This window comes from Streptomyces sp. UF-297, from assembly GCF_058245575.1.
Genome location: NZ_JBSIBZ010000001.1, coordinates 244994 through 267046, shown reverse-complemented (window position 1 = coordinate 267046; position 22053 = coordinate 244994). Strand labels below are relative to the sequence as shown.

General features: G+C 70.4%; 20 protein-coding genes and 1 pseudogene. 14 read left to right on the top strand and 7 right to left on the bottom strand.

What is annotated here, in order from left to right; genetic code table 11:
• Nucleotides 1-198 precede the first annotated feature (198 nt).
• The 5 genes and pseudogenes from AC4IJH_RS01305 to AC4IJH_RS01285 form a co-directional block, all read right to left on the bottom strand.
• Nucleotides 199-351 (bottom strand): annotated as a pseudogene (locus AC4IJH_RS01305) (acyclic terpene utilization AtuA family protein); the annotation flags it as partial.
• Entirely contained in the window at nucleotides 348-1142 is a 795-nt protein-coding gene (locus AC4IJH_RS01300) for a TIGR03084 family metal-binding protein (RefSeq protein ID WP_490849546.1), read from the bottom strand. The pseudogene AC4IJH_RS01305 and the gene AC4IJH_RS01300, both read right to left, overlap by 4 nt.
• Nucleotides 1105-1605: a DMT family transporter gene (locus AC4IJH_RS01295; protein ID WP_490849545.1), complete on the bottom strand. Its 501-nt coding sequence runs from the start codon at nucleotides 1603-1605 to the stop codon at nucleotides 1105-1107. The genes AC4IJH_RS01300 and AC4IJH_RS01295 overlap by 38 nt, the downstream gene beginning before the upstream one ends.
• 142 nt (nucleotides 1606-1747) lie before the next feature.
• Entirely contained in the window at nucleotides 1748-1948 is a 201-nt protein-coding gene (locus tag AC4IJH_RS01290) for a hypothetical protein (RefSeq protein ID WP_490849544.1), read from the bottom strand.
• Between the two features lie 215 nt (nucleotides 1949-2163).
• Nucleotides 2164-3033, bottom strand: a complete 870-nt coding sequence (locus AC4IJH_RS01285; RefSeq protein WP_490849543.1) for an SCO6745 family protein — start codon at nucleotides 3031-3033, stop codon at nucleotides 2164-2166.
• A 238-nt stretch (nucleotides 3034-3271) separates the two neighbouring features.
• Between AC4IJH_RS01285 and AC4IJH_RS01280 the strand changes: the two genes are divergently transcribed.
• From AC4IJH_RS01280 to AC4IJH_RS01240, 9 genes are all read left to right on the top strand, one after another.
• A complete protein-coding gene (locus AC4IJH_RS01280) occupies nucleotides 3272-3871 on the top strand; it encodes a transposase (protein WP_490849542.1) in 600 nt (199 codons plus the stop codon).
• A gap of 607 nt (nucleotides 3872-4478) precedes the next feature.
• The gene (locus AC4IJH_RS01275; RefSeq protein ID WP_490849541.1) at nucleotides 4479-5693 is read left to right on the top strand and encodes an aromatic ring-hydroxylating oxygenase subunit alpha; all 1215 of its coding nucleotides are present in this window, start codon (nucleotides 4479-4481) and stop codon (nucleotides 5691-5693) included.
• A gap of 21 nt (nucleotides 5694-5714) precedes the next feature.
• Nucleotides 5715-6488, top strand: coding sequence for a Phenylacetic acid catabolic protein (locus tag AC4IJH_RS01270; protein WP_490849540.1), 774 nt, complete (start codon nucleotides 5715-5717; stop codon nucleotides 6486-6488).
• Nucleotides 6485-7615, top strand: coding sequence for a radical SAM family protein (locus tag AC4IJH_RS01265; protein WP_490849539.1), 1131 nt, complete (start codon nucleotides 6485-6487; stop codon nucleotides 7613-7615). The genes AC4IJH_RS01270 and AC4IJH_RS01265 overlap by 4 nt, the downstream gene beginning before the upstream one ends.
• 68 nt (nucleotides 7616-7683) lie before the next feature.
• Nucleotides 7684-11643, top strand: a complete 3960-nt coding sequence (locus tag AC4IJH_RS01260) for a beta-ketoacyl synthase N-terminal-like domain-containing protein (protein WP_490849538.1) — start codon at nucleotides 7684-7686, stop codon at nucleotides 11641-11643.
• Complete coding sequence (locus AC4IJH_RS01255; protein ID WP_490849537.1) at nucleotides 11640-11990, top strand: acyl carrier protein; 351 nt, start codon at nucleotides 11640-11642, stop codon at nucleotides 11988-11990. Before AC4IJH_RS01260 ends, AC4IJH_RS01255 begins: the two co-directional genes overlap by 4 nt.
• Nucleotides 11987-12805, top strand: coding sequence for a thioesterase II family protein (locus AC4IJH_RS01250; protein ID WP_490849536.1), 819 nt, complete (start codon nucleotides 11987-11989; stop codon nucleotides 12803-12805). Before AC4IJH_RS01255 ends, AC4IJH_RS01250 begins: the two co-directional genes overlap by 4 nt.
• A gap of 43 nt (nucleotides 12806-12848) precedes the next feature.
• Entirely contained in the window at nucleotides 12849-13913 is a 1065-nt protein-coding gene (locus tag AC4IJH_RS01245) for a ferritin-like domain-containing protein (RefSeq protein ID WP_490849704.1), read from the top strand.
• A gap of 74 nt (nucleotides 13914-13987) precedes the next feature.
• Nucleotides 13988-14449 carry an acyl-CoA thioesterase gene (locus AC4IJH_RS01240; protein WP_490849535.1) on the top strand — a complete coding sequence of 154 codons (462 nt, stop codon included), beginning with the start codon at nucleotides 13988-13990 and terminating at the stop codon, nucleotides 14447-14449.
• Here AC4IJH_RS01240 and AC4IJH_RS01235 read toward each other — a convergent pair.
• Nucleotides 14431-14790, bottom strand: a complete 360-nt coding sequence (locus AC4IJH_RS01235; protein WP_490849534.1) for a nuclear transport factor 2 family protein — start codon at nucleotides 14788-14790, stop codon at nucleotides 14431-14433. The genes AC4IJH_RS01240 and AC4IJH_RS01235 overlap by 19 nt on opposite strands.
• A 90-nt stretch (nucleotides 14791-14880) precedes the next feature.
• Between AC4IJH_RS01235 and AC4IJH_RS01230 the strand changes: the two genes are divergently transcribed.
• A complete protein-coding gene (locus tag AC4IJH_RS01230; RefSeq protein WP_490849533.1) occupies nucleotides 14881-16404 on the top strand; it encodes a flavin-containing monooxygenase in 1524 nt (507 codons plus the stop codon).
• Between the two features lie 75 nt (nucleotides 16405-16479).
• Here AC4IJH_RS01230 and AC4IJH_RS01225 read toward each other — a convergent pair whose 3' ends face one another.
• A complete protein-coding gene (locus AC4IJH_RS01225) occupies nucleotides 16480-17751 on the bottom strand; it encodes a MalY/PatB family protein (protein ID WP_490849532.1) in 1272 nt (423 codons plus the stop codon).
• Nucleotides 17752-18094: 343 nt separating this feature from the next.
• Between AC4IJH_RS01225 and AC4IJH_RS01220 the strand changes: the two genes are divergently transcribed.
• The 4 genes from AC4IJH_RS01220 (at nucleotide 18095) to AC4IJH_RS01205 (ending at nucleotide 21954) form a co-directional block, all read left to right on the top strand.
• Nucleotides 18095-18772, top strand: a complete 678-nt coding sequence (locus tag AC4IJH_RS01220; protein ID WP_490849531.1) for a uracil-DNA glycosylase — start codon at nucleotides 18095-18097, stop codon at nucleotides 18770-18772.
• A gap of 44 nt (nucleotides 18773-18816) precedes the next feature.
• Nucleotides 18817-19800 carry an LURP-one-related family protein gene (locus AC4IJH_RS01215; RefSeq protein ID WP_490849530.1) on the top strand — a complete coding sequence of 328 codons (984 nt, stop codon included), beginning with the start codon at nucleotides 18817-18819 and terminating at the stop codon, nucleotides 19798-19800.
• A gap of 133 nt (nucleotides 19801-19933) precedes the next feature.
• Complete coding sequence (locus tag AC4IJH_RS01210) at nucleotides 19934-20941, top strand: N-acetylglucosamine kinase (protein ID WP_490849703.1); 1008 nt, start codon at nucleotides 19934-19936, stop codon at nucleotides 20939-20941.
• 152 nt (nucleotides 20942-21093) lie between these two features.
• Nucleotides 21094-21954: a sirohydrochlorin chelatase gene (locus tag AC4IJH_RS01205; RefSeq protein WP_490849529.1), complete on the top strand. Its 861-nt coding sequence runs from the start codon at nucleotides 21094-21096 to the stop codon at nucleotides 21952-21954.
• Nucleotides 21955-22053 lie beyond the last annotated feature (99 nt).

The following is a 22053-nucleotide window of genomic DNA, read 5'->3' as shown; positions in this document are numbered from 1 at the left end:
GGCCGCCACCCGGTTAGGCGTCACCACACAATCGCCACTCGGACAGGGGACCGGCCGCGTTCATGTGCACATCGACAGGGGGGATCTTCTCCGCCTCGGTGAACGCGTACAACTCGTTCACCGATCGCTCTCCCTCGCGAAGAAGACCGCGGCTTTTCGCAGCACCTAGATTGTCTTCTCCTGTTCGGCGTTCTGCCGGTCCTTGAGCCGGTCGCGGCCCGGGATGAGCATGGTCAGCTCGGCGAGGTAGTCGCCGGTGAGAACCCCAGTTCGCCACCGGTGGGCAACTCGCGCCTCGGGGCGGAGCGGTCACGTGCAAGCGCGGGCGTTGCCGATCTGGAGGGGGGTCAATCGGTCGCTTCCCTGGGCGGACGACCGCTGCCGGGCGGGCCCGCGAAGGCCTGAGCGATGTCGAGCCAGCGGTCGGCGTCGCTGCCCTCGGCGCGTACGGCGAGGTCAGCGCGGTGGGCTCGCTGGGTGACGAGGAGACAGAAGTCGAGGGCGGGGCCGGTGACGCGCTGCGGGGCATCTTCGGGACCGTAGGTCCACAACTCGCCGGCCGGGCTGGTGACTTCCACCCGGAACACCTCGGTGGGCGCGGCGAGCCCATGCACCATGAAGGCGAGGTCCCTTGCGCGCACACCGAGTCCGACCACATGTTTGAGGCGGTCCGTAGGGGTGCGGACCACACCCAGGGCATCGGCGACGTCCTGGCCGTGGGCCCAGGTCTCCATCAGCCGGCCGGTGGCCATGTAGCCGGCGGACAGATGCAGCCCGAACCAGAGAAAGCGGCTGCCGGGCGCCGCGTCCCGAAGCGCCCGATCGAGCGCGGACCGCCCCTCGCGCCACCTGGACAGCAGCTCACCGGGCGGGAGTTGAGCGCCCTCTTCGGCTCCTTCGTCGGCAAAGGAGCCGGGAGCCGCAAGCACCTTCTCGCTCAGCGCGTGGGCACCGTCCTTGTCCGTGACGGCGATCAGCGCCGCATGGTCGGTCCAGTGCAGATGGGCGATCTGATGGGCGATCGTCCAGCGGGGCGCGGGGGTGGCGAGGGCCCATTGTTCGGCCCCCAACTCGGCTACCAGCCGGTCGAGTTCCTCGCCCTCGTCACGAAGGTCGTCGATGACGGGCGTCGGATCGAACATGGGGAGGAGTATGGCAGCGGCCCCAGAAAGCATCAAGCACGCCTACGCGCTTTCCTGGCAGGGCCCAGCGGAGCCCGTCAGGCCTCCGGAACCGCCGCCCTCCCCCGTCCCACCCGTGTCCGCACAGCCCCGTGCTCACCGCGATGACCTGGGCGATGGCCATGAACTCGATGGCGGACAGGGCCTGGTTCAGGACGAGGAAACCGGGGGTCGCGGCGATGGCCGGTTCCAGGCTGATCGTGATCGTGGAGGCGGGCCGGCGGCGCAAGGCGACGGGCGGGGAGAGGACCGCCAGGGCCGAGCCCAGCACGAGTGCCGTCGGGCCGAAGAGCCTGGCGCCCGACTCGGCGATCCCGAGCGGCAGGAACAGCCGCGCCACGACCGCCGCGGGGAGGGCGAGCCAGTCGGTCTGCGAGAAGCGGTGCCCGGTGCGGGAACCGAAGACGATGTGCGCCGCCCGCATGGCATCACCACCCAAGGCTCAGACGACACCGACGAGTTGAGACAGCCGAAGCCCCCGCCACCGAAGGAGAGGACGCCCACGAGTGCCGGCCGCCCGGCCCAGACGGGCTTGACCGCCCGTCGGGAGGCGAGGGCCGAGAGTGTTAGGGGCCCAGGACTTCGAGGACGACTGCCGGGCCCAGCGGGATTCGGGCGATGGACTGGCAGAAGAGCCCGTTCACCCCGGCCATCATGAGGCCGAGGACGACGACGGTGCCCCACTCCGCACGCGAGTACCCACGTATCCGCGGCCTGCGGACGACCGGCAGGACAACCGCGGCCGACACCAGCCGCAGGGTCGCCACGCCGAGCACCCCGGCCTCACGCCGTCGGGCCCGCGGCGAGGGCCCCGTCAAACTGCACCGCGAGCCCGCGCCCAGCACTGGACGCATGAGCCCGAGGGAAACCCGGCTGTGCGGGGCGCCTGCCGGGGTCCGGGAAACGGGGCTGTCCTGGACGACTCGTATGGCCTCGGATCACCCGCAGTGCAAACCCCAGAAGTACGGCCGGACGGTCGTCGTCAGTCGGCGGCCGAGTTGTATTGACCGGTCGGTCCCGGCCCCCGGCCCGTCTCGTCCGGCAGGCCGAGGGGGTTCGGGAAAGGGAGCAGGTTCGCCCGCAGCACGTGCCAGGCCGGTTCCTTCAGGGCCGCGAGCAGGGCGTCCGCCCGAGAGGTGGCGAGTGGGCGCAGCAGCCGGGCGGCCAGGCGGTCGGTGGCGTGCTCGATCCGGTCACGGTCCGCGCGGCCCCGGTCGGTGGCGTTCCCCTCGGCGTCCAACAGTCCGCGGGAGCGCAGCCGGTCCACGGCCCCTGCCCATTCGGCCTCGCTCCAGCCCCGGTCCGCCCGCATGCTCTCGCGGGTCACCCTTCCCGTACCGGCGGTCAGGGCGAGCGCCTCCGGCGCGTCCAGGTCATGGTCGGCAAGGACTGCGGCGTGGGCGTCGCCACGGAACTCGCGCAAGGCCGTGGTGAGTTGCCACAGCCGCTCCACCGGGTCGGCCCGGTCGCACAGCGGACGGTTGGCCGCGAACAACGGCCGGGCAAGGACGGGGGCGTCTTCCACCATGGCCGTCAGCGGGTCAGCGAGGGAGGCCGCGTGCTCCTCGATGCCAGGGGCGACCCTGCGCAGAACCCGGGCGGCGGCGCGGGCGCGGGCTTCCACGGCCTGTTCAGGGGTGACGGTCCGCCACGCCGAAGGCAGGGCGCGGCCGACCATGCCCGGGGCGAACACGGCAAGGGCGGCGGTGGCCGCGCCCTGCCCGACCGCCCCCATGGGAGCGGTACGGATCGCGAAGTAGCCCATCCAGAAGCCTTTGAGCCCCAGCGACCTGCCCAGCGCGCGACACTGCTCGTCGAAGTAGATGACGGCGTGGAGAGGTTCGGTGCGCAACCAGAGAGTGCGAGATCTCGGCTCCATGGGACCGCAAGTTACCAGCCGGGCGCGCCGGCACCGCGGCCGTCGACTGTGTTGTGTGGCCCTCGGCAGTGGGACGTGGTGGGTCACGGCCAACGTCAGTCGCCGTCGGCGCAGGAGGCCCTGCGGTCGCGGGCGGTGGCCGTGTTGGCGGCGGGGCGGGACCGTGAGAACGTGGCGGCAGTGTTCGGGGGGCACTGACGGCGGTTGACAGGTGCTCAAGGAGACGGAGCAAGCCGCGGTGCGTCATGCGGTGCTCGGTCACCGGCCCTGTGATGTGGGGCCGTACGGGCCGTTGCGGACGCGGTGGCTGGTGGGTGAGCTGATCGCGAAGCTGTACCGGGTGCGGCTGACCGGACCGGGGGCGGGCACGTATCTGAAGGCGGTGGGGGCTGTTTTTTCAGAGCCCGGACAAGGGGGCCGTCGAGCAGGACCCACAGGCCGTGGCGCGCCGGCAGCAGGAGATCTGGCCGAAGGTCCGCGCGAAGGCGAGGACGGACGGCGGCGAGATCCTCTTCGCCGGCCAGGGCGGCATCCGCTTCGACCAGGTCGCCGGCCGTACCTGGGGCGAGAAGGGCAGGCCCCCGTGGTGCGGCGGAGCGGGAACCGGTTCTCGGCGAACGCGATGTCGACGATCAGCACCAAGGGCGGGATGCCCTTCATGCTGTTCATCGAGAGCTTCACCACCGAGGCGATGCGCCGCTTCCTGGGCCGGCTCACCGGCCACTTCGACCGCAAGGTGCATCTCGTGGTCGACGGGCGCTGCGCCCACCGGTCCCGGAAGGTCCGCGACTGGCTCGCTGCCCGATCTTGACGATGTCGAGCTGCGCTTTCCTGCCACCGTACTCCCCCCGGTACTCACCCGAGTTGAACCCCGACGAGTTGGTCAACGCCGACCTCAAGCACAGCCTGCCCCCAACAGCACCGAGCCCGCGAACCAGGCCGAACTCTCCATGTGTCCCTGATCAGCGATCAGGCCATTTCAAGACATTTTAAAGTGGTCTCGAAAGGTAATTCTCAATATTCTTGGTTCGGCAGGGCAGAGCTGCGGATTGGGGCCAAAGGGGCGAGAAGTGCGGCCGTCCGGCACCCTCGCCTGTCCGGGCGCCCGACACGGTCCGGAGTCGTCTGTCCCTTGTGAGAGGCGTTCGATCAGCCGCAATCCGAGATCGCTTTCACTCCAGGCGTACGGCCGGAACGCGCCGATTACTTGCCGCTCGCAACTTGACGCTCGAGTAACCGTTTCAGCACAATTACGAGGATCAGTTCGGCCCGCGCTCTCCGAGTTCCCGCCAGACCCACGAATCTCACAAGCAGTCCGGCGGATACACGAGAATCGACCGGCGCTGCCACTCGCTCGCTCATCACTCTTTCTCACCCTTCCTCCTCGGTACCGCACTGTCGTCGCGAGAGGGGCACTGATGGATCACAGCACCCAGGTCGGGATCATCCAGAAGCTGTTGGAATTCAACGAGCAGCGCACCACGGACATGGCGGGCCAGGAGAGCGAGTACTTCAATCCCGTCACCGTGTACACCGATCCCGAGCGCTTGTCCGCAGAGCTGAAGCAGATCTGGTACCGCAGGCCCCTGTCCGTCGGGCACGTCGCCGAATTCCCGAAGGCCGGAGATTTCAAGACCGTCCGGGTCGGCGAGGTACCCATCCTCGTCGTCCGCGGCAAGGACGACCGGATCCGCGCGTTCGTGAATGTCTGCCGGCACCGCGGCACGGTGCTCGAGGAGCGGGAAGCCGGGCACGCCAATGCGTTCGCCTGCCCCTACCACGCGTGGACCTACGGAGCGGACGGGGCGCTGCGCCATGTCCCGGACGACTTCGGCTTCCCCGAGGTGGCGTCCGACAAGGGGCGGTTCGGCCTTCGGGAACTCTGGTGCCAGGTGCACGCGGGGTTCGTCTATGTGCAGGCCGACGGCAACGCCCCCGAACGGGAGCTGGTGGACTGGCTCGCCGAGGTCGGTGAGGACCTCCAGGACCTGGGACTCGCGGAGTACGTGGCCCTCGAACCGTCGACGGTTCGTCATCCGGTGAACTGGAAGCTGCCGTTCGACATCTTCCTGGAGAACTACCACACCAAGTTCACCCACCGCACCACGATCTATCCGGTGTTCCTTTCGAACGTCGGAAAGTTCGACTCATTCGGCTCGCACATCCGCTGTGTGCTGCCCCGTCGTGAGATCACCGAACTGCGGCACATCGACGAAGCCAAATGGGATCTGGTGGAGCAGTCCACGCTGCTGTACGTCGTCTGGCCGAACACGATGATCGCCGTACTCCCCGAGCATGCGGCCGTGTGGCACGTATACCCCGACGACGTGGACCACTCGACGATGAACTTCTACGCGCTCCTCGCCCGCCGACTCTATGAGTCCGAGGCGGAGGAGGAGAAATGGCAAAAGAGCCTCAAGGTCATCCAGAAGGTCAAGCGGGAGGATGCCGCGCGGTTCCTCTCCATCCAGCAAGGCATGAAATCGGGCGGCAATTCCGCGCTCACCTTCGGCCGTTACGAGAAGGCCATCGCCTGGTTCCACCAGAGCATCGAGGAGGCGCTCGCCGATTCCGAAGGCGATACCCCGCAGGAAGTTCCGGCCGACGACCGGACGGGCACCGCTGCCCGCTGAGCGCCAAGGAGAGGACCGAACATGCCGCACGAGACGGCCGGACCCGTGCCGGTGGTGGAGACCCCCGAGGACTTCCGCCGGATGCCCGAGGAATACCAGGAGTTGGCCACCCACCAGATGATGGTCCACACCGAGGGCGAACTCTCTGGCGCGGACGACTACCTTCAGGTCTTCTTCCCGATCGCGCCCAACGCCTACGAACGCAAGGTGTGCTGCGAGCGGGCCGCGGAGGAGATCGACCACTACATGATCGGGGCGGAGGTGCTCGAGGGTCTTGGCATCGACACCTCGTACATGCTGCACCAGAAACTCCTGGAGCGCGGACTCTATGCCTCGCCCGCCATCCACAACATCAAGACCTGGCCCCAGCGCGCCCTGTTCTCGTACATCGGGGAAAACGCGGTCCTTGACCACATCGAGGAGATGGCCCACTCCAGTTACCGGCCCTGGGCGAACTCCTTCGGGAAGGTCATCAGGGACGAGCACGTCCACGTCGGACACGGCCGCCGGATCGTCCGCGAGCTGATCAAGGACGAGGCCGGGCGGGAGGAGGTACAACAGACGCTGACGCGCATGTGGCCCTTCGTGCTCAGCCTGTTCGGCAGCGAGAACTCCACGCGCACCCAGCAGTACCTGCGCTGGGGGTTGCGGCAGCGCACCAACGCCGAGGCCCGCGATGCGTTCGTGGCCCGGATCCGGCCCGAACTCGCGAAGATGGGGCTGACCATTCCCGACACCCCCGCCGCATCGGCGCCACCCGAGAACGCGGCGCCGGAAGACCCCGTGCAGTCGTGAAGCAGGACGTGACGATCGCCCTGCCCTCGGCGCGCAGGAACGCTGCCCCCGGACTGACCGGTTGGGGGCAGCGCCTGCGGGAGTCGCTCGCCGGGGATCCCGAACTGGAGGCCCGCTTCAACGCCGTACGCCGGTTCTCGGCCGGCATCCGCTCCTCCGAGTACCACCTGACGAACGCGTGCAACCTCCGCTGCAAGGGCTGCTGGTTCTTCACCTACGAGTTCGAGAAGTCCACGAAGGAGAACACCAGCCTCCACGACCTCAGGGCGTTCGTGAGAGCCGAGGTCGGCCGCGGGGTCAACACGGCGCTGCTCATCGGCGGCGAACCGACTCTCGTCATGGACCGGATCGCCGTCTACCGCGACGCCATGGACTACGTGACGATCTCCACCAACGGCCTCAAACCCCTGCCGCTGGAGGGGTTCGAGAACCTGACCGTGGCCATCTCGCTCTTCGGCGGCGGGCCCCTCGACGACGAACTGCGCGCCATCCGCCCGGGCGGCAGGCGTTTCACCGACCTGTTCGAGACCGCGCTGGAGAACTACCGCGACGACCCGCGGGCCGGTTACATCTACGCCCTCACCGAGAAGGGCATCGACTACATCGAGGACACCGTCCGCCGCATCCGCGCCCATGGCAACCGGGTCCATTTCAACTTCTACAGCAGCTACGACACCGACGATCCGCTCTACGCCGAACGCACCCGGGAACTGCTCATCGAGGCGCTGCGGGTGCAGGCCGCCTATCCGGAAACGGTGATCAGTCACCCGTACTCCATCGAGGTCATGATCACCGGCCGGAGCCACTGGGGGGAGTTCGGCTACGACGTCTGCCCCAGCATCAGTTCCGGCCTGCCGGCCCACCATGACCGCACGCGCAACGGAAACCCGGTGCTGCCGAAGTTCAACACCTGGGCGGCGGACCTGGAGACCGTCCAGTTCTGCTGTACCAGCGGACACTGCGACTCCTGCCGGGACAGCCAGGCGGTGTTCAGCTGGCTGATGGTCAGCCCGCACCGCTTCGCCGACTCCCCCGAACTCCTGTGGACGTGGGTGAAGATCGCCGAGAGCTACTGGAGCCAGTTCTACTGGTCCCCCTTCCACCCGGCCCGTGCGGGGCACCGGTGACACGGGCGGGCTGGAGCATCCCGGACCGCCCGGCTGACGGGCGTATCCCGGTGAACAGCCTGGTGGACATGGTGGGCGCACGTGCCCGCTCGGCTCCCACCGCCGTCGGCTTCCAGCTGCACCTGCCCGGGGCCGACGGCGGCGAGTCGATGCAGCAACTGACGTACGGCCGGCTCGATGCGCGGGCCCGCTGCGTGGCGGCGGCCCTGATCAGCGACAGCGGCCGCCCGCCGGGCAAGGACCGTGGGCACCGGGCCGCGGTCCTGCTGTATCCACCGCCGTCCGCCGAGTACATCGCCGCCTTCATCGGCTGTCTGTACGCCGGTGTACTGCCCGTACCGGCCTATCCCCCGCTCAGCGCCGACCAGTGGACCGGGCTGAGCGCCATCGCCCGCGACTGCCGCACGGAACTGGTCTGCACCACACGGGACTTGGCCCACGGCGTCGCGGAAGGGCTGGCGGCAGCGGGCGCCGGCCATCTGCGTGTGGTCGCCACCGACGTGTACACCGAGCCGGTGGCGCCGGAGGATGTCGCCCGGCCGGACGCCGGGGATCCGGCCTTCCTCCAGTACACCTCGGGCAGCACGGGACACCCCAAGGGGGTGATCGTCCGGCACGAGAACCTGCTGGCCAACCTGGAGGTGATCGAGTCGGCCTTCGGCCACACCGGCGACTCCACCGGCGTCATCTGGCTGCCGCCGTACCACGACATGGGGCTGATCGGCGGCATTCTGACCCCGCTGCACCAGGGGTTCCCGGTCCATCTCAGCTCACCGCTGGCCTTCCTGCAGAACCCGATGTCCTGGCTGCGGCTGGTCACCGCCGTGGGCGCCACCACCAGCGGCGGCCCCGACTTCGCCTACGCCCTGTGCGCGCGCAGGGCCCGGCCCGAAGACGTCGCGGAGCTGGACCTGAGCCGCTGGAACGTCGCGTTCAACGGCGCCGAGACGCTCCGCCCTCAGACCCTGGACGCGTTCACGGACACCTTCGCCCCGGCCGGTTTCCGCCGCAGCGCCTTCCTCGCCTGCTACGGAATGGCGGAATGCACCCTGATGGCCGCCGGAACGGCACTGCGCCGCGAGCCCCTGATCGTCACCGAGCGAAAGGCGGTGGCCAGCGGGGAGCCTCGCGGTCTGGAGCTGCGGATCGTCTCCCCCGGAGACCGGACGGTAGTGCCCGACGGCGAGGAGGGTGAGATCTGGCTCCGCGGACCGAGCGTGGCCACCGGCTACTGGGGACGGCCGCAGGAGAGCGAGGCCACCTTCGGTGCCCGGCTCGCGAACGGCGACGGTCCGTACCTGCGCACCGGCGACCTGGGCTGTCTGCGGGACGGGCAGGTAGTGGTGATCGGCCGGATCAAGGACCTGATCATCGTGCGCGGGCGCAATGTCGCGCCCGCCCAGATGGAGGAGGCAGCCTGGCACGCCGTTCCCGAACTCCGCCCCGGCTGCGCGGCGGCCTTCGCCCTCGACGGCGTGCACGGCGAGGAGGCGGCGCTGGTCGCGGAGGTCCGCGACCGGGAACTGCCTGCCGAACACCTCGCCTCGGTCGGCCGCCGGACACGGGCCGCGGTCACCGCGGCCTGCGGGGTGAGCCTGCGTCTCACCATCCTCGTGCCCGCGGGCACAGTGCCGAAGACCAGCAGCGGCAAGGTGCGCCGCTCGCTGTGCCGCGATCTGCTGCACCGCGCCGCGCTGGACGAACTGCACCGCACGGACGTCGCACCCGGACTCGCTGAGAACGGCCTCCGGGCCGAGGGCCGCGCGGCACCCGGCACCCTGGCAGGGACGATCCCGGCAGCCGCTGCCGTGGCGGCGGACGGCGCGGCAGCGGACGCGGCCTCGGCCGCTGTCATCGCCGAGACCGTGGCCGCGGTACTCGCCGTACCCGTGGACGAGGTGGACCGCCGGCGCGCCTGGTCCGAACTCGGTCTGGATTCGCTGGGTCTGGCGGAGGTCGCCGCGGCCCTCCACAGGCGGACCGGCCGGACCATCCCGATCGGAGTGTTCTTCGACCGTACGACGGTCGACGACCTCGCGAACGCCCTGCGGCACGACACGTCGGCCGCGCAGGTGGCCGCACCGGAGGACAAGGCCGCGGCCGAAGCCGTCGCCGTCGTGGGCATCTCCTGCCGTATGCCGGGCGGAGCCGACGACAGCGACGCCTTCTGGAACCTGGTACGGCGCGGCGACGACCTCACCGGCGCCCTGCCCGCCGAACGCCGCCGTCTGCTGGGACTTCCGTGCGACGACCATGCCTTCGGCCGCCTCGGCGTACTCGGTGGGATCGAGTACTTCGACGCGCCGTTGCTGGGCGTCAGCGCCCCGGACGCGAACGCCATGGATCCCCAGCACCGGCTGCTCCTGGAGACCACGTGGGCGGCGCTGGAGGAATCCGGGGTGGACCCGCGCTCGCTGCGTGACTCCCGTACCGGCGTCTTCGTGGGGATCTCCTCGGCGGACTACGCGCGCGTTTCCGAGGGCGGCAGGCTCTCCCGCTTCACTGGAGTCGGCGTCAGTCCCGCGTCCGCGGCCGGCCGTATCTCCTACCACCTGGGCCTGCGCGGCCCCAGTCTCTCCGTTGACACGGCGTGCTCGTCCTCGCTGACCGCGGTTCATCTCGCGGTTCAGGCGCTGCGCCACGGCGAGTGCGAACTGGCCGTGGCCGCAGGGGTGAACCTGGTCCTGGCGACCGAGCCCACCGAGGCACTGACCCGGCTCGGGGTGCTCTCCCCGAGCGGCCGCTGCCGCCCCTTCGACGAGAGCGCCGACGGCTATGTACGCGGTGAGGGGTGCGGGGTCGCGGTGCTCATGCCCCTGTCCACGGCCCGGCGCCGGGGCATGCCGGTCCGCGCGTTGATCCGGGGCAGTGCGATCAACCACAACGGGGCCGGCAACGGCATCACGGCACCCTTCGGATCCGCGCAGCGAGCGGTGATGGCCGAGGCGCTGCGCGATGCCGGACTGATGCCTCGTCAGATCGATTACGTGGAAGCACACGGCTCCGCCACACCGGTCGGCGACGCCATCGAACTCGACTCCATCGGCGCGGTCTACGGCCTCGACCGGTCCGCCGCAGAGGCGGAAGGCGAGCCGGTGCGGATCGGCTCGGTGAAGGCGTCCGTCGGGCACCTGGAAGCGGCGGCCGGTATCGCCGGACTGATCAGGACCGTGCTGGCGCTCGAACACGCCGAGTTCCCCGCCCTCCCGCTCAGGCACGGCCCCAACCGGAAGGCCGACTGGGCCAGCACCCGCCTGTCCACGGCCGCGGAGCCTGTGCCCTGGCCGGCTGCGGCCCGGCCCCGGAGGGCGGCCGTGAGTTCCTTCGGCTTCAGCGGTACGAACGTGCACGTCGTCCTGGAGGAGGCCGAGCGCCCCGCGCCGACGGCACCGTCGGGGCGCCGGGTGATCGTCCCGGTGTCCGCCAGGACCGAGTCCGCGTTGCGCGAGTCCGTCGCCAGGCTGGCTGCGGCCCTGACCGGCACCGAACCGGACCTGTGCGCTGTCGCGGCGACCCTCGGCGGGCATCGCACGCGCTTCCCCCGTCGCGCGGCCTTCCACAGTGCCACCCTGCCAGAACTGCTGGAAAAGCTCGGCAAGTGGCTCACCGCGCCGAGTTCGGCCGCCGCCCTGGTCCCGCCACCGCCCATGCGGCTCACCGCCTGCCCGGCTCCGGACGGCAAGCAGACGCTCGGCTTCCACACCGCCGCCTCGGCCCTGCGTTCCTGGGGTGTCCCCGTCCTGGAGGACCTGGAGGACCTGGAGGAGTTGGCGAAGGCAGCCGGCGGCCCCCCGGCCACGGCCGCCCGGGCCCACTTCCTCGCCGCCCGGGACGGCGAACGCCCGGTGCCGGTGGACCTGGTGGACCTCGAAGCGCTGTTCACCGCCGCGTGCACGCACTACGCACTCGGCGGCGACCTCGACCTCGCCGCGGTCAACGGCCCCGCGACCCGACGGGTCCGACTGCCCGCCTACCCCTTCGAGAAGCGCCGTTACTGGATCGACGGAGGACGACGGAGGACGCCATGACCGCCCCCAGGACACCGGACACCGCCCTGCAGGAACTCCTGGCCCAGTCCCGTACGCCGCAGAGCGGACCGGACAACGGGCCTGCCTCGCGTGCCGCTCTCGGCTATCTCGTCGCACTGATCCGCGAAGGCTTGGACCTCGACGAGCAGGAAAGCGTGCCGGACGACCTGCCCATCGGTGACCTCGGAGTGGACTCCCTGCTCGCCCTGGAGATCGGCGACCGCGTCCAGCAGGACACCGGGGTCGTCCTCACCGCTGAGACCCTCGCGGACCGGCCGACCCTCGTCCAGCTCGCCGAGCACATCGCCGCCGAACTTCCCTGCGCGCTTCCCGCGGAACGGGTATGACCACGGACGTCATCACCACGCTCTACTGCGTGCCCTACGCGGGCGGGACGGGCCAGGCCTACGCCCGCCTCAACCACCACGCCAAGGGCACACTGCGCCTGGCCGGACTCGACCTGCCGGGCCGGGGCACGCGGCGCGGCGTGCCGCCCGCCCACACGTCGGCCGAGGCAGTGGCCGCACTGGCCGGGCAGGTGCGGGCAGAGCTGAGGACGAATCCGCCCGCGTCGCGCTACGGCCTGTTCGGGCACAGCTTCGGGGCTCTTCTCGCGCACCTCCTCGCGGCCGAGCTGAGTGCGGGCCACGATGTTCCCCCGGCCGTACTGGTGGTCTCCAACTGCCCGCCTCCGCATCTGACCGGGCACCTGGACGGCAGTGCGGACGAACTGCTGGAGATGGCCGCCCGCGCCCTGCGGGACACGGTCCGCCCGGGTGCCGGACCCGGACCAGGGCGAATACGTGATGCCGGTGTCGAGTTCGGCCGAAGGGACTTGGCGCTGCTGCGGCACGGCCCGAAGCGGGAACCGCCCCTGCTCGACATCCCGGTCGCCGGCCTGTGCGGAACCGACGACCCTCTCCAGCCCGGCCGGACCATGGCGGCCTGGGCGCGCTGGACCCGCTCCCGCTTCGTCCTGCGAGCGGTACCGGGCGGCCACTTCTGCTTCCGCGACCACCCGGGCCCGTACCTCGACACCCTGCGCAGCCAGCTGATGACAACCACCGGAGCGAAGGCTGACGATGCACACGACGACCGACGCGAGCCCGCCCGACGCGGCGGACACGGCCCCTGCCCTGCAACTCGTGGACACCGGCACTGACCTGGGTCCCGACTTCCACGTACCGGCATCCGGCGATGCCCGGATGACCTGGGAGTACGACCTGAGTGACCAACGGCTGATGACGCTCTACCAGCGAGGCAAGGACCGGCAGTGGGACGCGGCCACCCGCATTCCCTGGGAACTCGAGGTCGACCGCGACAACCCCCTGGGCCAGCCCGAGGAACTGATCCCGATCCATGGCTCGCGGACCTGGGAGCGCTTCGGCCATGACCGGCGGTTCGTCGCCCAGCTCTTCCTGCACACCACCGCCTGGCAGTTCAGCCAGTTTCTGCACGGTGAGCAGGGTGCCCTGGTGTGCGCCGCGCGGATCGTGGAGACCGTCCCGGACCTGGAGTCGAAGTTCTACGCCAGCACCCAGGTCATCGACGAGGCCCGGCACCTGGAGGCATACGGCCGATTCGTCCGCGAGAAGCTGGGGCTCCTGTACCCGGTCAACGACGCCCTGCGCACCCTCCTGGAGCAGATCCTGGCGGACTCCCGGTGGGACCTGCCCTATCTCGGCATGCAGGTACTGATCGAAGGCCTGGGACTGGCGTCCTTCGGCCTCCTCCGCGACACCACCGCCAACGGCGTCGCGCCGCTGCCGCACGCCCTCCTGGCCTACGTCATGCAGGACGAGGCACGGCATGTCGCCTTCGGCCGACTGGCCCTGCGGCAGCTCTACTCGGAACTGTCCGACACGGAACGAAGGGACCGTCAGGAATTCATCATCGAGGGCTCCAGGCTGCTGTTCCGCAGGTTCCGTGGCGACGAGATGTGGCAGGCGCTGGGGCTCGACCATGCCGACTGCGTCGAGACCGTCGAGAAATCGCCGTCGATGAAGGCGTTCCGCAGCCTGCTGTTCACCCGTGTGGTGCCCACCTTGCGGGACATCGGGCTGTGGGACGAACGGGTGGCATCGGCCTACGAGAAGCTGGGTGTCATGCGGTACGCGAAACACAACCTGGACACGCTCATGGCCCGCGACGAGGATGTGGCACTCGCCGCCGACCGAGAACAACGCGAACTCGCCCTGCGCAGGGCCCAGGTGCACGAAACCATGGTCGCGGGGGCCGCCCCGCCCGCGGAGGACACGGCCTCCGCCTGACCCATCCCGCCCCACGACGGAGGACGGCCTTGGCGCCAGACCCGAACAGCCCCGACCACTCACGCTTCCGCTGCGTGCAGCGCTTCGAAGTGCCCTTCCACGACGTGGACATGCTGGGTCACGTCAACAGTGTTGCCTATCTGCGCTGGGCGGAGAGCGCCCGTGCGGTCTATCAGGCAGATGTGCTCAAGGAGGACGTGGACGGCCCACGCGGATTCGTGGTGGGCCGGATCTCCTTTTCCTACGCGCAGCCACTGCATTTCCGCGATCCTGTCTGCGTGGGCGTCAGGATCTCCCGGATCGGGGGTAAGTCGTTCACCTTCGAGTACGCCATGTGGCATGAAGGAAGCGGAATTCCGGCCGCCGAGGGCGAGTCGTCCATGATCGCTTACAACGTCACCGAAGCGCACTCCATCGCCGTGCCCCAATCGTGGCGGACCGCGGTGGGAACCTACGAACCAGAACCGCCCGAAGGCCTCCGGCCGGAATTCCATCCACCCACCTCGGACCGCACCTCTCATACCTCGGCCCCATAGGCACCAAGCCCCCGGCAGATCAGGCCCTCCCGGAAGCTCAGCACCTCCGAGACCGCCTGGCCCCGCTCGTTACGGTAGTTGATGACCACCGTACCGACGGAGATCCGGACGTCCTCGACGGTGAAACGAAGCCCGGGCAGACAATTCAACGCGGCGGCCCAGTACGCGCGCAGGGCGTCCTTTCCGTGTACTTCTCCCGACGGATCGCCAAGCAATCGGACAATGCCGGGCGAGACGAAGACGACGTCATCGGTGTAGTGAGCCAGGATGCGCTCCAGATCATGGGAGTTCCACGCCTCGGCCCATTCCCTGGCGAACCGCTCAACGACGACAAGGTCCATGTCCAACGACGCTAGCACGCACACCAAATGATCGGTTCGTGGATTGACTTCACGTAATTCCAACCCACTTGGCGCCCCCGGGAGAGAAACATGGACGACAACGCGCCCAAGGCAGCGGGTACGGTGCACACGGTCGAGGTCGCCGTCGTGGGAGCGGGGTTCTCCGGCCTGGGCATGGGAATACGGCTCAAGCAAGCGGGAATCGACGACTTCGTGCTCCTGGAGCGGGCCACGGATGTCGGCGGGACCTGGCGGGACAACAGCTACCCCGGCGCCACGTGCGACATCCCCTCGCTCCTGTACTCCTTCTCGTTCTTCCCCAATCCCCGATGGAGCCGTTCCTTCTCCACCCAGCCGGAGATCCACGACTACCTGCGGCGCAGCGTCGACGTCTTCGGGCTCGGTCCGCATCTTAGGCTGCGTCACAAGGTGCGCGAAGCCGCCTGGGACGAGTCGGCGGCCCGCTGGAGGATACGGCTCACCTCGCCCCTCGGCGACACGTTCTACCGGGCGCGCTTCCTCGTCTCCGCCACCGGGCCGCTCAGCTTCCCGGCCGTGCCGGACCTCCCCGGCCTCGCCGAGTTCCGGGGACCGGTCTTCCACTCCTCGCGGTGGAACCACGAGTTCGACCTCGCGGGCCGGAGAGTCGCCGTGGTCGGCACCGGTGCCTCCGCGATCCAGGTCGTGCCCGCGATCCAGTCGCGGGTGGCCCGGCTCGACCTCTACCAGCGCACCCCGGCCTGGGTGATTCCGCGGCACGACCGTACGCTCACCCGGATCGAGCACGAGCTCTACTCCCGGCTTCCGGCACTCCAACAGCTGGTCCGGCAGGTCCTGTTCTGGAGCCGGGAGAGCTATGTCCTCGGCTTCGTCGGGGGGCATGCCCGCATCCGGAAGGCGCTTCAGGCGCTGGCCCTGCGGCATCTGAGCCGCAGCGTGGCCGATCCGCAGCTGCGCGAGCGACTCACTCCCGACTTCGCCTTCGGCTGCAAGCGGGTCCTGCTCTCCAACGACTACTACCCGGCGGTCGCCGCCGCCAATGTCAGCCTGATCACCGACGGCATCGCCGAGATCGGGCCGGACACCGTGGTCTGCCGGGACGGCACGGAACGCCGTACCGACGCCATCGTGCTGTGCACCGGTTTCCGCACCACCGACCTGCCCATGGCGCACGGCATCAGCGGGCGCGGCGGGCAGCGGCTCTCCGAGGCATGGGCCAAGGGCATGCGGGCCCACCAGGGGGTGATGGTCTCCGGCTTTCCCAACCTGTTCTTCACCATCGGCCCGAACAGCGGTCTGCCGCACTCCTCGATGACCCTCATCCTCGAGGCACAGATCCGCTATGCCGTCGACTGCATCGCCCAGATGCGTCACCACTCGATCGCCGACATCGAGGTACTGCCGCAGACCGAGGCGGCGTACAACGCGCGCCTGCAGCGGCGGATGTCCGACTCCGTGTGGACTACCGGCGGCTGCAGCAGCTGGTATCTGGACCCGCGCACCAACACCAACACCACCCTGTGGCCGGACTACACCTGGCGCTTCCAACGAATGAACCGCGCCTTCAGCCCTGCCGGACACCGCGCCCGCCCCCTCGGCCAGCTCCGGGTGTGATGCGGGGCTCTGCTGGCCGACGAGCGTAAGAGCATCCCCTGCCCTCACCCCCGGAGGACTTCCGGGAGCGGCCTCTCAGGTCTGGCCGGGCGGATCAGTCCGCTTGGTGGCGCGTCCCATCCTGGCGAGTGCCCGGCGCAGGATGGCGGGTGTGGTGGCGAAGTTGAGGCGTACGCAGCCGGCGCCGCCGGTGCCGAAGACGTGGCCTGAGCTGACGGCGACGCGGGCTTCGTCGAAGAACATCTTGGCCGGCCCCGCCAGGTCGCTGACGATGCCGGGGCCGCTGGAGGGGTTGTCGTCGTGCAGTCCGAGGCGGGTGCAGTCCAGCCAGGCGAGATAGGTTCCCTGGGGCGGGATGTACCGCACGTCCGGGAGGTGCTCCTCGATCAGTTTGCCCAGCAGGGCGCGATTGGCGTCGAGTCCGACGAGGAGTTCGTCGAGCCAGTCGGTGGCGTCACGGAACGCCACGGTGTGGGCGAGGACCCCCAGGTGGCTGGGGCCGTGGCTGACCTCTTCGGGCATACGCCGAAGATCCTCCGCGGCGTCGGTTCCGGCGATGGCCACGGCGGCCTTGAGACCGGCCAGGTTCCACGCCTTGGACGCGGAGGTGACGGTGAAGCCGTTCTCTGAGCCGGGAACGCTGAGGAATGGGGTGAAGTGGGCTCCATCCAGGGCCAGCGGGGCATGGATTTCGTCGGACACCACCCGGACGCCGTGGCTCAGAGCGAGCGCGGCGACCGCTTCGAGTTCGGTGCGCGTGTGGACGACGCCGGTCGGGTTGTGCGGGTTGCTCATCAGGAAGGCGGCGCGGCGGCCGTGGCGCCGGGCGCGTACGAAGGCGTCTTCGAGTGCACCGAGGTCGATTCGAAGGTCGGAGCCGAGGCCGGCCTCGATGATGTGCCGGCCGTCGTGGGAGACGAACGCGTAGAACGGGGGGTATACGGGGGAGCAGACGACGACCGCGTCGCCGGGGCTGGTGACGAGGCGGAGGATTTCGACGATGCCCATCATGACGTCGGGGACGATCGCGGTGTTCTCCACCCGCAGACCGTCCCACTGCCATCGCTCGGCGGCGAAGGAGGCAAGGGATTCGGCATAGGCGGTGCCGTAGGGGTATCCGGTGTCTCCGAGCGTGACGGCCCGCTGCAGGGTGTCGGCGATGGCGGGCGCGAGGGGGACGTCCATCTCCGCCACCCAGAGGGGGAGGACGTCTGCGGGGTGCGCCCGCCACTTCATGCTGGTGCGCTGGCGCAGCTGCGACAGGGACAGCTGGACGAGAGGATCGGTCCGGCCGCCGTCGGCGGGCTCAGCAGGCTCGGAGGGCGCCGGGTGTTCGGCTTCGCTCACGTGTGCTCCCTTTGCCTGGAAGTCCAGGGCCGTGTGGTGGTCGGTCCTGCTCAACGGCGCGCTGCGGGGGACGTGCACGCTGAGATTGTGAGCGAGGTGCACGGCACCGGCAACGCTGTCGAGCGGGTGAACAACCAACGACCCTCGACCGGATGGGTGGCGGTTGCCACCACACCGGACACCAAGACCACGTACTGGCGGCTCTGGGCTCACCTCGCACAGAGGACTCCGGCCGGGGCGTGACCGAGAGACGGAGCGGAGAGCGGGGTGAGCGGGGAGGTCGGTGGCGTCGATCCGGGGATCGGGTCAAAGGGAGCACGGCTGGGCCAGTAGGGTGACACCCGTGGCTGCACGACCTCTGCATGAAATCGTCGAACCGGGCTGGGCCAAGGCACTTGAGCCCGTCGCGGACCGTATCGCCGCGATGGGCGACTTCCTTCGGGCCGAGATCGCCGCGGGGCGTACTTACCTCCCGGCTGGCAGCAATGTGCTGCGCGCCTTCCAACAGCCCTTCGATGAGGTACGCGTCCTCATCGTCGGCCAGGACCCGTATCCGACACCGGGGCATGCGGTGGGGCTGAGCTTCTCGGTCGCGCCGGAGGTACGCCCGCTGCCGGGCAGCCTGGAGAACATCTACCGCGAGATGAACTCCGACCTCGGGCTGCCCCGGCCCTCCAACGGCGATCTGACGCCGTGGACCCGGCAGGGAGTGCTGCTGCTGAACAGGGCGCTGACCACCGCGCCCCGCAAGCCCGCGGCACACCGCGGCAAGGGCTGGGAAGAGGTCACCGAGCAGGCCATCCGCGCGCTGGTGGCGCGGGGCACCCCGCTGGTGTCGATCCTGTGGGGGCGCGACGCCCGCAATCTGCGGCCGCTGCTGGGCGACCTGCCGGCCGTGGAGTCCTCGCACCCCTCCCCCATGTCGGCCGACCGCGGCTTCTTCGGTTCGCGCCCCTTCAGCCGTACCAACGACCTCCTCGTACGCCAGGGGGCCCAGCCGGTGGACTGGCAGCTGCCGTAAGCCGGCCGCCGGGCGGTCGCGACCGCGGACGGTAGTGTTCCCGCATGACGAATGCGAACATCCCTGCGGGTTGGTACGCCGACCCTCAGGGCACGCCCGACCAGCTGCGCTGGTGGGACGGCTCCCGATGGACCGAGCACACGCACCCGGGCCGACAGCCCCAGCAGGCTGCGATGCCGGCACAGACTCCCCAGCAGCAGGCCCCCCAGCAGGCGTCCCCGCCGCAGATGGCCCCGCCGGGCGGACAGCCGTACGGGCAGCAGGGTCACCCGCAGCAGCAGATGCAGCTGCAGCAGGCCCCCGGCCAGCAGATGCAGCAGCAGTACGCGCCCCAGCCGGGCATGCCGGGCCGGCAGGCCGCCGATCCCGGGCGGGTGCAGCGCCAGGTGCAGCAGCAGGCCGGGGTCGGGCCGACCGGGCCGGGCGGCGGCACCCTGTTCACCGAGCCGATCCTGGTGGTGAACCAGAAGGCGAAGCTGATCGAGGTCACCAACGAGTACGGCGTCTTCGACCAGAACGGCAACACCCTCGGCACGGTGGTGCAGGTCGGCCAGAGCACGGCCAAGAAGGTGCTGCGGGTCGTCTCCAGCCTGGATCAGTACATGACCCACAAGCTGGAGATCCGGGACGCCTACGGGCAGCCGCAGATGGTGCTGACGCGGCCGGCGAAGTTCATCAAGTCCAAGGTGATCGTGCAGCGGCCCGACGGGCAGCCCGTCGGTGAGATCGTCCAGCAGAACGCCATCGGCAAGATCAACTTCGCGATGATGGCGAACGGCCAGCAGATCGGCGCCATCAAGGCCGAGAACTGGCGGGCCTGGAACTTCGCGATCGTCGACCACGCCGAGACCGAGGTCGCCCGGATCACCAAGACCTGGGAGGGCCTGGCCAAGACCATGTTCACCACCGCGGACAACTACGTCCTGCAGATTCACCACCAGCTCCCCGACCCGCTGCTGAGCCTGGTCGTGGCCACCGCGCTGACCGTCGACACGGCGCTGAAGCAGGACGCCCGCGGCTTTGGCTGAGCCCCCGGGCACGACGCACAGCACACCGCCGGGCACCACGCGGCGCACACCGCCGGGCACCACGCGGCGCACACCGCCGGGCGGGACGCCCTCGCGCGCCCCGGGCCCGGCGGCAAGCCGGGATGCCGGGTTCGTGCTCGGCGTGGACTCCGGCGGCTCCGGGCTGCGCATCGCCGTCGCCCACGCCAACGGCGAGGACGGCGACGCCCCCGGACCGCTCGCCTCACACGCCTGGTCGGAGCCGGTGCGTACGGGCCGGCGCGGCATCGACGCCGGACACCTGCTCGACCAACTCCTGCCGATGGCAAGCGAGTTGCTCGCCAAGGTCGGCGGCGAACGGTTCACGGCGGTGTGCGTGGGCGCGGCCGGCATGGCATCCCTCGGCGCCGACCTGCGCGCCCGGCTGCCCGCGGCGCTGGGCAGCTCCCTGGGCGTACGCCAACTCGCCCTGGCCGCCGACGCGGTGACCGCCTACGCCGGTGCGCTCGGCCAGCGCCCCGGGGTCGTGGTCGCCGCGGGCACCGGCCTGATCGCCACCGGTACGGACCTGACGGCAGCGGGCGGCTGGCGGCGGGCCGACGGCTGGGGCCACCTGCTGGGCGACTGCGGCAGCGGCGCGTGGATCGGCCGCGCCGGGCTGGAGGCCGCGCTGCGCGCGCACGACGGCAGGCCGGGCGGCTCGGCGGCGCTGCTGGCCCGTACCGAAGCCGTCTTCGGCGCCGTGGCCGAGCTGCCCGGCACCCTGTACCCGCGGGCCGACCGGCCCGCCGTACTGGCCTCCTTCGCCCCCGAGGTGGCCCGCTGCGCGGACCGGGACCCGGTGGCGGCCGGCATCCTGCGCGAGGCCGCCGGGCACATCGCCGACGCGGCCGCCGCCGTCTGCCCGCCCGGAGAGGACAGCGAAGTGGCGCTGACCGGAGGCCTTTTCCGCATGGGCGAGCCCCTGCTGGCACCGCTGCGCCGCGCCCTGGCCGCGCGGCTGCCCCGAGCACGTCCCGTCGAGCCCGCCGGAGACCCCCTGGACGGGGCCCTGCGCATCGCCGCCGCGCTCGCCACCGACCGGCTCCTGCTGCCTGCCGACCCCGCGTTGTTGCAGATCACCTCACCTGCCGCGCCTTACACGCCGTCAGCTCCGGTGTGACGTTTTCCCCACTTCCGACACACTGACGCGCGGGATAAATCGGGACGGATACCTCCCGACTCAACCCTCCCTCCGCGCAGGGGTGCACCGAGGCGTTAGCATGCGGCGCCATGAGTTCCCCCACTGGGCCCGCACCCGGCCTGCCTGTACGAATGCCGCGTCCCCGCCAGTCCGGACGCCACCGCCGCCCGGAGCCCGCCTCCGCGCCCGAGGGCGCACCCGCTCTGGTTCTGGCCGTTCCCGGCACCCCCACCGCCGTCTCCCGGAGCCTGGCGGATGAGGTCTCCTTCATCGCCCGCTCCGAGCTGCCCGGCCTCAACGCCCGGATCGGTTACGTCGACGGCGGCGACCCGGAGTTCCCCTCGCTCGAGGCCGTGCTTGCACAGACCGCCGCCGAGCACAAGGCCCGCGTCGGCGAGGGCGCCGCGGAGGGCCCCGCCGCGGTGGTCGTGCCGCTGCTGGCAGGCCCCGACAGCGCCCTGCTGCGCCGTATACGCCAGGCCATCATGAACAGCGGGTCCGGCGCCGAGCTGACCGACGTCCTGGGCCCGCACCCGCTGCTCGCCGAGGCCCTGCACGTACGGCTCTCCGAGGCGGGCCTGGCGCGCGCAGACCGGGCCCGGCTGTTCACGGTCGCGACGGCCGCGGACGGCATCGTGCTGGCCACCGTCGGCGGCGAGGAGGCCATCCAGGCCGCCGGGATCACCGGCATGCTGCTGGCCGCGCGCCTGGCCGTGCCGGTCCTGGCCGCCGCGCTGGACGAGGAGGGCGCCATCTCCCGTACGGCGGACCAGCTGCGCTCCTCCGGCTCCCAGCAGCTGGCCCTGGCCCCGTACCTGATCGGCCCGGAGATCGCCGACGGCGTGCTCACCGCGGCCGCCGCCGAGGCCGGCTGCGCCTCGGCCGAGCCGCTCGGCGCCTACACCGCCGTCGGCCGCCTGGTCCTCTCCAACTACGCGACCGCCCTGGGCATCGCCCTCCAGCCCGTCCCCCAGGCGGCGCCGGTCCGCTAGCCGCCCCGACGCCACGCTCTCGCCGGGCCGCTCGTGCGCACTGCGCGCGGGCGGCCCGGCGGGCTTTGCGGGCGCGTACGGCGCAGACGGGGTGGGACG